This window comes from candidate division Zixibacteria bacterium HGW-Zixibacteria-1 (assembly GCA_002838945.1).
In the GTDB taxonomy this organism is placed as follows: Bacteria; Zixibacteria; MSB-5A5; order GN15; family PGXB01; genus PGXB01.
Genome location: PGXB01000002.1, coordinates 264099 through 281033, shown reverse-complemented (window position 1 = coordinate 281033; position 16935 = coordinate 264099). Strand labels below are relative to the sequence as shown.

Sequence of the window (16935 nt, the reverse complement as noted above, 5' to 3'; positions counted from 1 at the left end):
AACATCTGAACACCTCCTGTCCTTCGGGACTCAGGATGAGAAAGAATCATAATAATAGTATCCTTTCTCCGTGTCCACTAAATCGGGGGAACTTCAATAATTCCCATAAAATCTTGACAAAAGCGTTAAATTCCTTAAATTTAATTGTTGAGATTGATGTACATATTTACATACCCGTTCTCATATATATTCGAGGGCGATGTCTGCATTCTTTTTGAGGGCGAAATATTTTAATTTATTGATTTACTGCTAATGTCTTAATAATATAAATCCGAAGATTTTGGCCGGATTTTGTGTTCGGTGGAGCTGTGAATTTAATTGTTACAATAGTCAAGCGGAGAGGAATGGTCCCATGAAGAAAAGTATGTTGGTTTTGATTTTAGGATTAATCATTCTGTCATCCGGTGCGGCTCAGGCCAGTACTATTCGAGCAGAGGCTTCGCCTGAGGTTGCGCCCGGCTATATTTCTATCAACCAGCCATTCACCGTCGATATATATATGAATAATACAGATGACTGGGTTCTTGGTTACAGCATGCCGTTTGCTTTCTACAGCCCCGACGGCATTACTTCCGTCACCCACCGAAATGTGGGCGGTTTTGGCCCGTTCAGCTCCATCACTTTGAGCCCGGCATATCTGGGATATTGGGCCGTTTTAAACCAATGGACCGGATTCAGCTTTGACGGAAACCTGGCCGATACAATAAATCACACCGCCGTATCGATTGCCGGGTGGCCGAGTGGTTTGGGTGAACAGCTTAATATCCAGTTCGCCATGCAGATTAATCAGGTCGGAACTTTCTGTATCGATTCGGTCAGTATTCCCAATCAAATTCCCGCGGGCAAATTCGACTGGCTATTCGATTACCCGACTACTTTCAACGGTCCTTATTGCTGGCAGATAGTCAATTATGTCGATACCGATGCCGACGGCATCCTCGATTTCGAGGACAACTGCCCGCTTGTTCCTAATCCCGGGCAGGAAGATGCCGATGGTGACGGGTTGGGGGATGTCTGCGATGAATGCCCCAATGATCCCGATAATGATGCCGACGGCGACGGTGTTTGCGGTAATGTCGATAATTGTCCGACGACCTATAATCCGGGTCAGGAGGACAATGACGGCGACGGGCTGGGAAACGTCTGCGATGATTGCCCCAATGATCCCGATAATGATGCCGATGGCGACGGTGTCTGCGGCGATATCGATAACTGCCCCACATACAATCCGGATCAGGCCGATGCCGACTCCGACAATATCGGTGATATCTGTGACAATTGTCCTGATGCCGACAATTTCGATCAGGTCAACTCCGATGGCGACAGCTTCGGCGATGCCTGTGACAACTGCCCGTTTATAACTAATGAAGATCAGGCGGATATAGATGGGGATGGGGTCGGAGATATGTGCGACAACTGTCCCGATGTTTATAATCCGGACCAGGTTGACAGTGATGTCAACGGTGTCGGCGACGCCTGTGACACTATGAATCGTGTCTGGTATGTTAAAGCCGATGGCAGCGGTGATGCCCCGACCATTCAGGCGGCGGTCGACTCCTGTATCGACGGCGATACGGTGCTGGCGGCTGACGGGATCTTTGTCGGCGAAGGTAATTACAACATTGATTTTAACGGCAAAATGATTGTGGTCATGTCCGAAAATGGCCCCGAAAATACGATAATTGATTGTGCCGGCGCCAGGGACGGAGCCCGCCGCGGTTTTCTGTTCAGGAACGACGAAGGCGCCGGTTCGATACTGAACGGCTTTACCATCAAGAACGGTTTCGGGGTGGCGGATGCCGATATCAGCAGCGGCGACATTGCGGGCGGTTTGGTCGTATTGAATGCATCACCGACGATTTTAAACTGCATTTTTCTGGACAATGAAGTTTTTCCATCAAGCGGCATATCCGATGGTGGAGCCATGTATTGCTATATAAACGGAGCGATGACTATCTCGGGCTGTAAGTTTATCGGTAATAAGGCAAATATCGGCGGAGCGATTGAATTTGCAGGCGGTTCACTCCTGGTTGAGAATTGCGAATTTGTCGGTAATAATGCCGATAACGGCCCCGGCGGCGCGCTCTATGCGGAGAATACCGATGCTGAGATAAGGGGCTGCCTGTTCTATGGCAATACGGCCCGCTCCGGATCGGCCATCAATGCCCTCGGATCTTCGATTCGGCTGGATAATGTTACCATGGCATTTAATGCCGCCGACAGTGTCGGCGATCTTAATAGTGTGATATACGCTCTGATAAACTCTACACTTACGATCAACAACAGCATAATTGCCTATAATTCTCAATGCAAGGCAATCGAGTGCTTTGATATCAATATGGAGGATATCAATATCCACTGTTCGGATATATATGGCAATGAACTTGGTGACTGGAGCGGTTGCATCGTGGGAATGGATGCGGCCAATGATAACCTTTCGACCGACCCGATGTTCTGCGATACCATGTCTTATGATCTGCACGTCGATTATATGTCGCCATGTACCCCGACACTCAGTCCTTGCGGGCAGTTGATTGGCGCTCTGGGAGCCGGTTGCGGCATAAACCGAACGACTATTGAGCCCGAAATTATGTATGTCTTTTATGCCTATGCAATTGAAACGGCGAATGCGACGGTTTACCTGTCTGACCTTGGCGGCGGCTATACCGTCAACGATATCGATTTGAGCGGGCTGATGATTAATGATGTGATTATTCCTTATGATTTCGAAGTAATTCCGGCGGAAGGTGAATCCGGAGAAAAACTTAAGATGCGTTGTTCGCTGTCCGAATTTGTCGGGTACTATGGTCCGCTGTGGGATACGACCATACAGGAATTTACTCTGGCCTGGGCATTCAATGATGAAGTGGAGTCTTCTGCGACGGGTATCTTCAAAATGATCGGACACCGCTCCGGGGATGTCAATGCCGACGGCAATATCAATCTGGGTGATATCCTTTATTTGATTCAATTTTTGTATAACGGTGGTCCGGAACCGCTTCCGATGGTGCTTGCCGGCGATGTCAATACTACCGGCACGGTCAACATGAAAGATGTGACTTATCTGATAAATTTTCTGTATAAGGGAGGACCTGCTCCAACGGCACCGCTTCTTGATGCGGAACAATAGATTAACTGTGAGTAAATCATCGGGGACAGCGATCGGCTTGTGGCTGTCCCCGATGGGATTTGCCCATCATGTTGGTAAGAGCTATGATAACCCTCTTCTCATACAAAATTAACTTGACAGATTCCTGCCAAGAGGGGTATATTAATATCGGTATTAATAGTATTTTCAGTGGAAATACTGTATTTACTTAAAATAGTCTTTCGTCATTCTCCGTATCTGCTTAAAAGTAACGGGAGTAAAGGTGACAATCAAAGTATCTGCAATTGAATTGGCGGCAAAATGAGATTTCTTGGAATAATCAGCCGGTAATCTCTTTTGCAGAAAAATAAAATTATTATGGGCTAAGACGGGGCACTGTGTCGGCGGACGGATTTTATAAAAATATGAAATATAGTTTGTTGGGAACCAATAATTGCTTTACCCAAGGAGGGTGATTATGAAGCGTTATTTGCTGCTTCTTCCAATCCTTTTAATGATTTTGACAATTCAGAGCCAGGCTGCGGTTATCAGCGCCAAAGCCTCGCCGCTACTTCTCCCCGGACTGGTTGAAATCGGACAGCCATTTACCGTGGATATTTATATGAATAACAATGACGGCACCGAGCACCTTGGCTACAGTATGCCCTTCGTCTTTTACAGCCCCCAGGGCATAACCACCGTGACTCACAGGGATGTGGGTGGTTTGGGGCCATTTAACTCCATTACGATGTCACCATCTTTCCTGTCTTATTGGTCGGTTCTGAACCAATGGACCGGTTTCAATTTTGACGGTAATCTGGGTGATACTATTAATCATACGGCCGTATCGATTTCGGGATGGCCGTTTGGTCTGGGAGAGCAAAAAAACATTCAATTTGCCCTTCAGATCAATCAGGAGGGTATTTTCTGTATTGATTCCTGCAGTATTCCCAACCAGGTACCGCCGGGGAAATTTGACTGGCTTTTTGATTTTTCCACCACTTTCAACGGCCCTTACTGCTGGGAAATTGGAGTAATGCCGGAAGATCCCGAAATAAGTGTCGCTCCTGGAAGTTTTCTATTTGAAGGGACCGCCGGTCAATCAGCCCCCAGCGCTCAGCTTCTGCATATTACCAACACCGGCGTCGGAACCCTCAACTGGACGGCCGCCTGGAATTCATCGTGGGTGGGAATGTCACCCGCTTTTGGTACTGCACCTTCCAATGTTCAGGTGTTTGTTAATACCATCGGCCTTGGGGCGGGTAATTACTATGATACCATTACGGTCAGCGATCCCAATGCTACCAATAATCCGGTTCTGATCCCGATTCATCTGATATTATCCGAGCCGCCTGCAACCATTGACCTATCGCAGACATTTTTTAGTTTTAACGCCATTGTTGATTCCGCCAATCCCTCGGACCAGTATCTTACTGTGGACAACATCGGCGGGGGAACGCTTAACTGGACCGCCACCAAGAGCAAGAGCTGGCTGACATTGACCCCCAGCAGCGGGGTGGATTATGGCGTGATAACGCTGTCAGTGGATATAACCGGGCTTTCCTACGGTTTTTATTATGATACTGTTGTGGTTTCCGCGCCCGGGGCCACCAACACTCCGCAAAAGGCGGCGGTCAGACTTCAGGTTGCATCCAGTTTGCCGATTCTCGGCTTGAATCCCGGCTATATGTTCGTGGCGGTCGATTCCGATACGCCGGTCCCGGAAACCCGTTATTTTGAGGTTTACAATGGTGGCGCCGGAGCCATGAATTTTTACCTTGAGGAAAACTCACCACGGATTGCCTCTTTGACGCCCGATTCCGGAGCGGTGCCGCAATTGGTGGCGATTACTTTTGATTCAGTTTACTGCGGATTTTCGATGTCTTACACTGATACTATTTGGGCGTATTCTCTTGAGGCGCCCAATTCGCCGCAGATGCTGATTCTTGATTATCATTGTTATTCGGATCCGGCCAAAATTATTGTCAGCAAAGATACCATTAATGCCGCCCTTTATGAATGCGGGCAGGGAATGAATCCACCGCCGCCGCCGTTTTTCACGGTTTACAATGGCGGTTCCGTGCCTTTCACCTTCGATTTAAGCTGGAATTCCGACTGGCTCATACCAAGTGACACTTCCGCCCTGGCCCCGAAAATAATCACGCTGTCATTTGATTACAAAAACATGCTCCCGGGCGTCTATTATGATACTATTGTCATTTCGGCTTATAATGCCGTCAATACCCCGGAATCGCTGACGCTGACACTCACGATAAAAGAAACCGATATTGCCCCTCTGATTTACCTGAATCGTAATAACCTCAGTTTTTATGCGCAGGAAAACCGGGTGGGCCGGCAGTTCTTTGTCACTCTTAATAATGTCCATCCCGGATGCATGGACTGGTACATTCAGGAAGATATGCCCTGGATGGATTTTGGCATTGACGTCAAAGATGAGGAACAGGAAGAAGCCTATCCCTGGAATCTCAGATTGATGCCAAATGGTTATGGGATGACGTTTGGCTATTATAAGGATACTGCCCTTATAGTTTCCGATTCGGCCAGCAATTCGCCGTACCCGCTCGTACTCGATATAAGCATCTGGAAATTCTACGGTGATGCCGACTGGAACGGGTCATTGAATATTCTGGATATCGCCTATTTGATAAAATATCTTTATAAGGGCGGGTTGGAACCCAAACCAATGAAATCAGTGGGGGACTGCAATTGCGATCTGCTGGTCAACCTGATTGATATTACAATTTTGATAGACTATATCTATCATGACGGTCAGCCAATCTGCGGAAATCCTTATTAGACAATCTCTTGGATAAATCCAAAAAGGGCCGCCCACCGGGGCGGTCTTTTTTTGCGGTTGGAGAATTATATTTTCGCGAAAGGTTTTTTCCGGCCGTAATCCATATAAACATGGATATGAAATAGCCGATATTTATATAAGTCCTTGACGTATTGGAAAATAGGATTATTTTATGAATATACTGCGATGTACCGGCAGCATTTTATTGACCAAAACCGTGTAAATGGGAGTAAATGACACGTCATGAAAAGGAAGCTCACTATAATCGCCCTGTTTGTTACCTCACTTTTTTTGTGTTCCATCACCGCCCATAGTCTCGATAAGATGGATGAATCGATTGACTACAGCAAAATGACCCCATCGGAACTACATAAAATTATGGCTGAGATGAAGGCCGGAAATCTGGAAAAATCGCGCGCCTTTGCGGCGACCGCCGATAAGGCGATATCACTTTATAATCAGAACGACTATGATGTCGGATTTTATACCGTGGACATTACCGTTCATCTTTCGGATACCACGATTTCCGGCGATGTTCTGGTTGAAGCGACAGTTGTCGCCGCGTCGGTTGATACGGTTGAACTCGATTTTTATGCCAATCTGACAACGGATTCGGTTTACAATACGACCGGGCAATTGGGCTTTTCGCATTCAGGTACAAAACTGATTGTGGCACTTGATCGTACCTACAGCAATGGCGAAGTCTTTTCATTCTCCGTCGCCTATCATGGTCGTCCTACCGGATCCGGACTGGATGGTTTCTCCTTTGATTTCCGTAACAACCAGCCGGTGATAACGACACTGTCGGAGCCGATGTCGGCCCGAACCTGGTGGCCGTGTAAGGATCGACCCGATGATAAAGCCGATTCCATGGATATTTTTGTTACCTGTGATACCAACCTTTACTGTGCCTCCAACGGGACCCTGATCGATACGGTTCGCAACGGTGATGGAACCTGGACGTTTTCTTACCAGGAAAGGTATCCGATATCGACCTACCTTTTTTCGCTGGCTATCAGCAATTACGTTGTCTGGGAAGACTGGTACCATTATGGCGATAACGATTCCATGGTCATAGTCAATCATGTATATATGGACAGGTATTCTACCTCTCTTATCGGTTATGGAATCACACCGTATGCGATTGGTGTTTTTGCCGATTTGTTCGGAGAGTATCCATTTACGAACGAAAAATACGGTCATGCGAATTTCGAATGGGGCGGAGCGATGGAACATCAGACTGTTTCATCTATGAACGGGAGCAGTTTCGGGTTCACCGAGCCGGTTGTGGTCCATGAACTTTCGCACCAGTGGTGGGGCGATATGATCACCATCGATAACTGGCATGAAATCTGGCTCAACGAAGGTTTTGCCTCTTACTGCGAGGCGCTTTATTATGAGGTCAAAGACGGCAAGGCGGCCTATCACAGCTATATGAACGACATGTTCTATACATACGGCAGCTCCATTTATGTGGTCGATACGACTGATGTCTGGAATATTTTCAGTCGGCTGGTATATGACAAAGGCGCCTGGGTGTTACATATGCTGCGGCATATCGTCGGCGATTCGGTTTTCTTCGATTGCATGCGGGCGTATTATAACAGTGATTTTCAGTATGGCAATGCCACTACCGCCGGATTCCAGGACATCTGCGAGACGGTATCCGGGAAGGATCTTGACTACTTTTTTGAAGATTGGATATACGGAACTTATTTCCCGAAATACATGTGGTCCTTCCGGAGTGAATATGATCCCTCCGACGGCCGTTATTTTACGTACCTTCAACTCAGGCAGGGGCAAACCACCGCTCCCCTGGTATTCAGGATGCCGATCGATATTGTCTTTACCAATGCCACGGGATTGGATACGACGGTAATTTTCAATGACGTTCGTGACACCATTTACATCATGAAAAACGACCAGTTACCGACGAATGTTCAGCTTGATCCTGATTCATGGATACACCGTTATAGCTATAAATCCAACTGGACCTATCATTTGATACCGTTTCCGCTGGATACGGCGCAGCAGTTCATGCCATATCTTGATTCGGTTGTTGCCAAGGGCGGAACCGATCATCACTCCTACAAAATCACGGGCGGCGCCCTGCCGCTGGGGCTGACCCTGGACAGTTTGACAGGATTTATAACCGGAATGCCCACGCAGGCCGGAACCTTCAATTTCGACGTATATGCCAAAGATTTAATGAGTTCCTATAATGAAACCCGAACATACACTCTGGTAGTAGAAGCGAGCCCTTACATACCCGGAGACGCCGATAATAGCGGCAATGTGAACCTTCTGGATATTACATTTTTAATAAACTATCTCTATAAAGGCGGGGCGGCTCCGGCGATCCCGAATGCGGTCGATGCCGACGGCTCCTGCGCCATCAATTTGCTTGATGCTTCCTATTTGATAACCTACATGTACAGGGGTGGATCCGACCCGCTGCCGGGTTGTGTGGAATAACCTGATAAGCTCTGAATATATATGCGGAATCCGGTTTATGACTGACCGGATTCCGTTTTTATTTGGCGGGGAGGGCAAAAAGTCAGTAAAAATAAGGGTTGACGCCTTTTTAGCTTGATATTTGATTTGAAAAGATTAGAATTAAATGTATCTTATGACCAGGCTATTTTACCGGCCCCGGCTGGAATTTGTGAAAAATATATGAAGCAACGAAGCTATAAAATCGTGACTTTTGGCTGTCAGATGAACCTGGCCGACTCAGGGGTTCTGGGGGCGATCCTGGATTCGCGCGGTTACCTGAAGGCGGAGACGGAAGCGGAGGCCGATATAATTATTCTGAATACTTGTTCGGTTCGGGAAAAAGCCGAAATGCGTGTTCTTGGACGACTGGCCGAGCTTTCTCATTTCAAAGAGTCAACGGATAAGAAAATAGTCGTCGTCGGCTGCATGGCGCAGCGAATGGGCGACCAGCTTTCGGCCCGCGCGCCCTATGTCGATATTATTCTTGGAACCGATCGGATTTTTGATCTGCCCCGATATCTTGAAAATGGAACCGCCTTTCCCGCCGTCAACACCGCTACCGGGCTGGAGCGGATGGCCGATGTTATCCCATCGCGCGACAGCCGTTATGCGGCCTTCGTGACCATCTCGCGGGGTTGCGATAATTTTTGCACTTACTGCATAGTCCCGTATGTGCGCGGGCGCGAAAGATCATATCCGGTTTCTCATATCTTAAAGCAGGTCAGGGCGCTGGTTGATGATGGTGTTCTGGAAGTAACCCTATTGGGACAAAATGTGAATTCATATCGGGACGGCGAGAATGATTTCCCGTCTCTTCTCAAGACGGTTGTTTCGGAATCCGCATTGAAAAGAATCAGGTTTATGACATCGCACCCGAAAGATATGTCCGATCGGTTAATCGAGACAATCGGCTCGGAGCATAAAATGATGGCGCATGTGCACCTTCCGCTGCAGTCGGGGGCCAATCGTATTCTCAGGAAGATGGGGCGCGTCTATACTATCGAGCATTATATGTCGCTGGTTGATAAATTGCGAAAAGCCGTGCCGGATATATCCCTGACGACCGACCTTATTGTCGGTTTCCCGTCGGAAACGGATGCGGAGTACCGGATGACCCTCGAGGCGGTCAGGACCATCGGTTTTGATTCGGCATTTATGTTTCGCTATTCGGTCAGGGAAGGGACGAAGGCGGCCGGACTTCAGGATGATGTTCCCGAAGAGGAAAAAATCGACCGGCTGAACGGATTGATTAATCTGCAGAAAAATGTCGCCTTTGAGAAAAATCAGGAGGAGGTCGGTCGAATCAGGTCAGTGCTGATCGACGGCCATTCCCGGCGCTCCGAGAAAGTTCTTAAGGGTAAAACCGAAGGCAACAAGACGGTCCTTTTCGATGGAGATCCCGGTTTGATTGGGACCATCAGACAGGTCAGGATAAAATCCGCCGACAGCTGGACGCTGCACGGCGAATTGACGGAGTAGAGCAATGCTGAAAATGATAACCTCACTATTATATCCTGTCATTGCACTGCTTCTATCTGCATTTGTCGTATATCGACTGAAAATCGGGCGGGATAAAGAAAGCGGCGCGGCCGGATATGTTTATTCAGGATTGATTCTAATTTTTTTCTTTACCCTGATTAATTTGTTTCAGAGCCATCCCGAATACCCGGTCTGGTTTCTCAGTCCGGTTTACCTATGGATAGACCTCGGCAAATTCATTGTCCTGACGATGGGCGCTGTTTTGTTTGTAGTGGGTTTGGTTTTGCATTTCAATTACTGGGGGGAACGGGATATCGAGGTTTCCAACCACCTCGAGAAATTGAAACTGCTTGATAGTATTCAGCAGGACAGCCGTTATCCGTTCCCAATGACGGAACTGCTTGATCGGGTTCTCAAAGGTCTCCTGGGAGGACTGGAAGAGCAGGCCGGAGCGGTTTTCCTTCTCAATCGGGCACAACGAAAATTTTTACTGGTGACCGGATCCGGGCTCTCCAAAGAAGAGACGGCGCTGCTTGAATATTATCCCTATGGAAGGAATTTGGTCAGCCAGGCCATAGAAGATGAAACGGCCATGATCTCTTCCGATTTCCGCAGCCTGGGCGGAAAGGCCCAGCTTGCCGCCTCGCGTTTTCATTCGATTATTGTCGTGCCGCTGATTTCGGGTCGAAATAAACTTGGCGCGATTCTGTTTTTTTCTGAGGAAGAGAGACGTTATTCACGCGAGTTTATTTCCATTATCTCGCCGATTGCCGACTGGCTGGCCGAAAAAATCGAAGTCAGCATGCTGACCCGTGATTTGCGCAGGAGCCAGGAAACGCTTGATGCCAAAGAACATCAAATGGCGGGCCTTACGAAGAAACTTGAAAAGGTTTTCAAATCGGATGAAGATATAACTTCACCGGCGGATTTTGCCGAACGCTGCGTTGGTCTGGCTGGGGCCGATGAGGTCTGGCTGATTGGTCTGGCGAGGGGGAGATTGATTTTTCATGGCGGGACCGGAAACAGGGCCGATTTGTCGGACAACTTCAAGGCCGCCATGATCAGTTCGCTGTCACAAAGGAAGGCGGTTATTCTGAATCAGGAGGGTACCGATGATGAAGGGCATGCTTACATTGCCCGCGCCTCATTGCTGATACCGGCCGATTCACATGGGAATGCCCTGATGCTGCGAAATAATTCCGGGACTATTAAAATCGGCGGAGATGATTTAAGAGCGCTGGAAATTATCGCATCGGTCGGTGGAATTGTCGTGGCGAAGGCTTTATCCGGCGCGGCGGGAGTATCGAAAATAAAAGGTCTGAAATTAGTCTCCGAAATTCTGCAATTAAAAATCGATCGCTCCGAACCGGCCCGCAGCGTCATATCATTCATACCACAGGTGGCCGGAGTGCTGTCAGCCGATTCACTCTTAATGGTTTTTCAGCATTGCGATGATGGATATAAGGCTATTTACTGCAATGCTGCTAATGATATCTGGCGCGAAATTATTGTCGATAACGGCGAGGGCGCGGTCGGTCGGTCTGCGGCATTGCGAACCGATTTTGTCCAATTCGATACCGCCTCGGTCGCCGAGACGCTGTCCGGTTATCATGAGGAAAACCGGGGCCGGCTTAATAATCTTTTCGGTGAGCGCAAGGTTCCTTCATTTCATGGATGCTATCCGATAACAATCGGCGAGGATGTCGATCTGGTTATTGACCTGTATGGTTTTGGCGACAGGGGTATATCGGGCGGGGAAGAGCATCAACTGATTACCCTGCTGACCGGATTGCTGAATCTTCGCCTTGGAATATTGAAATCCTCGGAACCGAAACAGCTTCCGGAGACAACATCCGAAGGGACGGCATTATCGGCCGGCCGGCTCAACGAACTGAACAATGATCTTCTGGCGATCTCCGGTTATTGCCAGCTTGCGTCACAGGATCCGAATTTGACCGGAACGGCCGAGAGTTCTTTTAAGGCTATCATGGAATTAACCGAAAAAATGGCGGCGATGTTTAAGATGCTGGTGGCTATTCCGGGAACGGCCGATGATTTATCCCGGCGTCCGGTTAGTCTGAATCAGGTTATAAAAGATATTTTCCGACGAAATGCCATTTCCGGCAATTTGCATATGATTGAAGGACGGGCGTTTACGGCCCATTTAAACTTGAAAGAGGTTCCCGGGCTGGAAATCTCGTATAATGACGCCGTTAACCTTATTAATGAAATGTGCAAGTCTTTTGTCACCCATGTGGGCGATGACGAAGTGATTACTATTAGCATTTATAGTAATGATAGATTTGTCTTTTTGGATATATCGCGGCATCGCGAGAAATTCCCGCCGGTCGAACCGGTGGTTGGATTCGGAGTATATGGCCCGGCACAGAATTATGAAAGCCGATTCCCCGAAGCTGGCTTTTTGCGGCTGCTATCGGATCATTCCGGTGAGTTTGCCTTTGACCGCTACAGCAAGACGGCCTCATATTATTCCCTGAGACTGCCCCTGAAGGCGGTCAATGCCGAGACCGGGGTGGCTTCCGGTAAAGCCCTTTCAATTCTTGCCATTGATGATCAGTCGGTTATTCTTGATTTGCTTGCGGCCATGTGCCAATCTCTGGGCTATACGATTTACACCGCCCGAAATGGTCATGATGGTATTCGAATTTTTGAAACCAGGCGGCCCGACATTGTGATTTCCGACCTTGCCATGCCGGAAATTTCCGGCTGGGAGGTGGCCTCCCGGGTAAAGGCCATTTCGCCCGAAACACCTGTAATTATCATTACCGGATGGGGCGTCACGGTTGATGAGCAAAAAATGAAGCAGGTCGGTGTGGATTACCTGCTGCATAAGCCGTTTCGTCTGGAACAGCTTTCCCAATTGATATCAAAAGCCAAAATTTCCGGTATTAAAGGCTGATTCTCGCTATATAAAAGTCTCAAAAATCCGATTATCATTATATGAATCAAGATATTAATGATCAGCCTAAGACTATCGACGTCAGGCCCATCATTGAAACGGGCCGTGACCTTTTTGCTTTGCCTGATGCCGCTGTTAAAATTCTGCAGCTGTCGGAAAAGGATGAGGTCAGTCTTGATGTCCTGGCCAAACTTATCAGTCGCGATCCGGCCCTGGCCGGGCGCCTGCTGAAAATTTCCAACTCAGCTTCTTTCGGTCTGAATCGGAAGGTTACAAGCATCCAGCACGCGGTGGTAATTCTGGGTTTGACGGCGGTGAAATGCCTGGTGCTGTCGGCCGCGCTTTTTGATCCTTTTAAGATTTCCAATGTTCTGCGGCTGGATATCAAAGGATTTTACAGTAATATAATTTCCGTTGCCACGACCTGCCGGAAACTGGCCGAGGTATGCGGGTATAAAAATCCGGGAGATGCCTTCACCTGCGGTCTTCTTTATGAAATCGGGATGCTGTTTTTTATGCAAAACTATCCCAAACAGTATCGCATGGCCATGGATCGAGCCATGATATATGGTGATCTGGTTGAAGAAGAAAAAAGGACTTTTGGGGTATCTCATATGGAAGCCGGGCGCTTGATTGCGGCCCGGTGGAAACTTCCCGAAGAATTTATTTCCGCCATAGGTAATCATCACTCCTTCGGATTTCGCGATTCCGCGAAACTTGATGATATCGTCCGTCTGTCAGTGGCCCTGAGTCTGGATTATTCCGTCGGCCCTGAAATCAGCCTTGAAGAAAAAATTGCCAAAATCAGCAGTATTTCGGCACGTCTCGGTGTCTCCAATCAGCAGCTTGATGAAATCACCGTTGCCACCATTAAAGAGACCCTTGAATTCGCCCGGGCCCTCGATATCGATATTGGTGATTTTGACACCGTTCTCAGCCGGGCCAATCAGGAGATCTTCAAGACATACATGTCAATTCAGAAATTGTTCAAGGAACGACAGGAATTGACACGAAATATTTTGACAGAAGAGCGGCAACAGGGCATTCAGGAGGCCAAACAGGTGGCAATTTCGACCCTGTCGCATTATATCAACAAGGCTTCCATGATTATATTCGGCCAGTCGCAGGTTCTCAGAATGATGCTTGACAGCAGGAGCAAAGAAGATATTGTCGGCACTCTGCCGAAGTCGCTCGATATGGTCGATGATTCCGTAAAGAAGATAGTAGCGGTTCTCGAAGAGATATCCGAATTGAACATGCTCGATGATGTCGAATATTTTGAGCAGTCGAAGATCATAAATATCGATGATCGCATCCAGGAACGGTTGACCAAACTCGCCGAGATTCAGGCCAATGGCCATGTCGCCGAGCTCCGTCCTTCGACCAGATAATCTGACGGTACATTTCCCACAATATTCCATATAAATCTATTGTCTTTCGTCCGAAATGAGCTTATTCTCGTATATATGATTAATTAAAAATCACAAGTTTCAGTGATATTAAGGAGTATCGATGAAAATCTCTTTTTCCGTATCCGACTTTGTAGCGGCGAAGGGGAATGTTCTGGTCAAATTCTGCCACCAGGACGGTTTCGCCGAAGACAAGCTGCTGAGAATTATCAACGAAAAGCTGAAAAACGGCCTAAAAAATATTTTTGATTCCGGTGAATTCGAAGGGAAACTTAATCAGACAATTGTGCTTCATGCTGTCCCCGGAATTAAGGCCGAGAGAGTCGTTCTGGCCGGCTTGGGTAAAAAGGACAAGGTCAATCATGACAGTTATCGTCAGGCGGCCGGGACGCTGTCGCGGATTCCGGCTGTGAAAAAAGCGAAATCAGTGGCCTTTTATTTTGGCGACGGGGAAGATGGGAAAATTGCGACGGCGGTGGTGGAAGGATTTCTCCTGGGACGATTTGAAATCAATGATTATAAAACCGGAAATGATGATGGGGATGATAAGCTTGAAACCATTTTCTTCCACGGCACTGATCAAAATCAGGTTAAACTATTCAAGAAGGCTGTTACCGCCGGGCAAATAATCGCCGAGGGAGTTATCCTGGCGCGGCGTCTGGCTTCCATGCCGGGCAACAGCCTCCCCCCGGAGAAGTTTGCATCCGAGGCCCGCACTCAGGCCGGGCGGCATAAAATCAAAATTACCGTTCTTAATGAGAAGCAAATAAAAACGGAAAAGATGGGCGCCCTGCTGGCAGTGGCCCAGGGGTCGGCCGAACCGCCGAGGTTTGTCATAATGGAATATAAAGGCGGCAAAGCGTCGCAGAAGCCGATTGTAATTATCGGCAAAGGTGTGACCTTTGATTCCGGCGGCATATCGCTGAAACCGGTTCAGGATATGCATAAAATGAAGGGTGATATGCAGGGCGGAGCCATAATTCTTGGCACGATGGTAACCATTGCCCGCCTTGGTCTGCCCCTCAATGTGGTCGGATTAATACCGCTTGCTGAAAATATGCCGTCTTCAAGAGCCTTAAAGCCGGGTGATATTATTACCTCGCGCAAGGGCAAGACGATTGAAATTATCAGCACCGATGCCGAGGGCCGGTTAATCCTCGCTGATGCCCTTGATTATGCCAATAAGTTCAAGCCGCAGGCTGTGATTGATATTGCCACGCTGACCGGAGGAGCCCTGTATGTGCTTGGATACAGCGGCGCCCCCATTATGGGAAATGATACCCAATTGATGGCGGCCCTTAAAAAGGCATCCGAGGCAACCGCCGAGAGAGTTTGGGAAATGCCGATCTGGGATGATTTCCGTGATCGGATGAAATCGCCGATTGCCGATTTGAAAAATTCGGGCGGGAAGCCGGCGGCGACCATGACTGCCGGCGCCTTTCTGGAGAGCTTTACAGGCGATTGGCCCTGGGCGCATATAGATGTAGCCTCGGTTGATGATGAGTTGACCGGAAAGCCTTACATCCCGGTCGGGGCATCGGGCACCGGCCTCAGGCTGCTGGTCGCGCTGTTGGAACAATGGTAACTCAACGAAAAATGCCGACATTAAAAAACCCGCCTTGTGGCGGGTTTTTTTTATCAGAAGATCTATGTTATTTATTTTTCGACCAGGCCGGGGCCGAGTTCATACCCGGTCCGCTGAGTTGCTTAAGGTTGTTTCCGGTAATGTCAATCGCCCAAATGATGCCATCGGTGGTGGCAAAGGTAATCCAATTTGAATCGGGCGACCAGGACAGCGGATGCGTCTGAAGGTTTTTGCCGACGGTCGGTCTGAATACCTCATATTTTTCCTTGAAGTCGGGCGTCGTAATATAGATTCCCTGGGTTGTAATATCGGTTTCGACATAGGCAATCCATTTTCCATCCGGAGACCAGGCCGGTGCGGTGGCTCCCTTCATGAGCTGGATACTGGTTCCTAATTCTTTCGGTGAAAGGGAGGCCTTATTGACGGGCATGACCGTCAATCCCAGCTGATTGACGCCATTATATAATACTGCAACTATCTGATCATTGGGTCCGAGCGAGGGCATGGTCACGCCTATCTCGGCCTGATTATAATCTTTTCTATATATATTTAATTTATTTCCGATGGTGTCGGTCCACGCCAGCTGGTAATTCGGCAGTTCGGCATTGACCCTATTGGCACTGATATCCTGGGTGAATACAATCATGCTGCCATCACTATTCCATTCCGGGTGCCGCGCGCCCATTTCGGTGGTTACACGGTACCAGAAGTTGGTATTCTGCGCCCTGGCGGAATCCAGATAAGCTATGAAAACATCATATACCCGGTGCGTACCGCCCAGGCCATCCGGTCCCCGCAAATCGACTTTGCCCTGTCGGGTGAAGGCGATTCTCTTGCCGTCAGGAGCCCATGAGGGTCGTCCGTTGATATTTTCCGCGGTGACGACTTTGAATTGATTACTGCCGTCCCAATTCATCACCCAGAGGTCACCGTTGCTCACGTAAGCTATCCTGCCAAGCGGAACGCCGATCTTCCCGGCTTTTTCAGCCGGTAATTTTGCGGCATATCCCGATGTCGCCAATATCATCAGAAAGATTATCAAACCCAATGTCAGCGATAGTGCAATAAACTTCTTCAAGACATCTCCTTTACGGTATAATGATCTGACTTTTAAGCCAGAATAATATGCCAAATCACTCC

At 48.2% G+C, this 16935-nt stretch carries 8 protein-coding genes; 7 read left to right on the top strand and 1 reads right to left on the bottom strand.

Annotated elements, in window-relative coordinates; translation table 11 throughout:
* Nucleotides 1-352 precede the first annotated feature (352 nt).
* The 7 genes from CVT49_01990 (at nucleotide 353) to CVT49_01960 (ending at nucleotide 15795) form a co-directional block, all read left to right on the top strand.
* Complete coding sequence (locus CVT49_01990) at nucleotides 353-3130, top strand: hypothetical protein (GenBank protein ID PKK84949.1); 2778 nt, start codon at nucleotides 353-355, stop codon at nucleotides 3128-3130.
* 436 nt (nucleotides 3131-3566) lie between these two features.
* Nucleotides 3567-5906 carry a hypothetical protein gene (locus tag CVT49_01985; GenBank protein PKK84948.1) on the top strand — a complete coding sequence of 780 codons (2340 nt, stop codon included), beginning with the start codon at nucleotides 3567-3569 and terminating at the stop codon, nucleotides 5904-5906.
* A 243-nt stretch (nucleotides 5907-6149) separates the two neighbouring features.
* Complete coding sequence (locus CVT49_01980) at nucleotides 6150-8381, top strand: hypothetical protein (GenBank protein PKK84947.1); 2232 nt, start codon at nucleotides 6150-6152, stop codon at nucleotides 8379-8381.
* Nucleotides 8382-8495: 114 nt separating this feature from the next.
* Nucleotides 8496-9881 (top strand): tRNA (N6-isopentenyl adenosine(37)-C2)-methylthiotransferase MiaB, encoded by a 1386-nt coding sequence (miaB, locus tag CVT49_01975; GenBank protein PKK84946.1) that lies wholly within the window; start codon nucleotides 8496-8498, stop codon nucleotides 9879-9881.
* Nucleotides 9882-9885: 4 nt separating this feature from the next.
* Nucleotides 9886-12801, top strand: coding sequence for a hypothetical protein (locus CVT49_01970; GenBank protein PKK84945.1), 2916 nt, complete (start codon nucleotides 9886-9888; stop codon nucleotides 12799-12801).
* 41 nt (nucleotides 12802-12842) lie between these two features.
* Nucleotides 12843-14192 (top strand): hypothetical protein, encoded by a 1350-nt coding sequence (locus CVT49_01965; protein PKK84944.1) that lies wholly within the window; start codon nucleotides 12843-12845, stop codon nucleotides 14190-14192.
* A gap of 121 nt (nucleotides 14193-14313) precedes the next feature.
* Nucleotides 14314-15795 carry a leucyl aminopeptidase gene (locus CVT49_01960; GenBank protein PKK84943.1) on the top strand — a complete coding sequence of 494 codons (1482 nt, stop codon included), beginning with the start codon at nucleotides 14314-14316 and terminating at the stop codon, nucleotides 15793-15795.
* A 67-nt stretch (nucleotides 15796-15862) separates the two neighbouring features.
* On the opposite strand, the gene CVT49_01955 is transcribed toward CVT49_01960, so the two are convergent.
* A complete protein-coding gene (locus tag CVT49_01955) occupies nucleotides 15863-16873 on the bottom strand; it encodes a hypothetical protein (protein ID PKK84942.1) in 1011 nt (336 codons plus the stop codon).
* Nucleotides 16874-16935 lie beyond the last annotated feature (62 nt).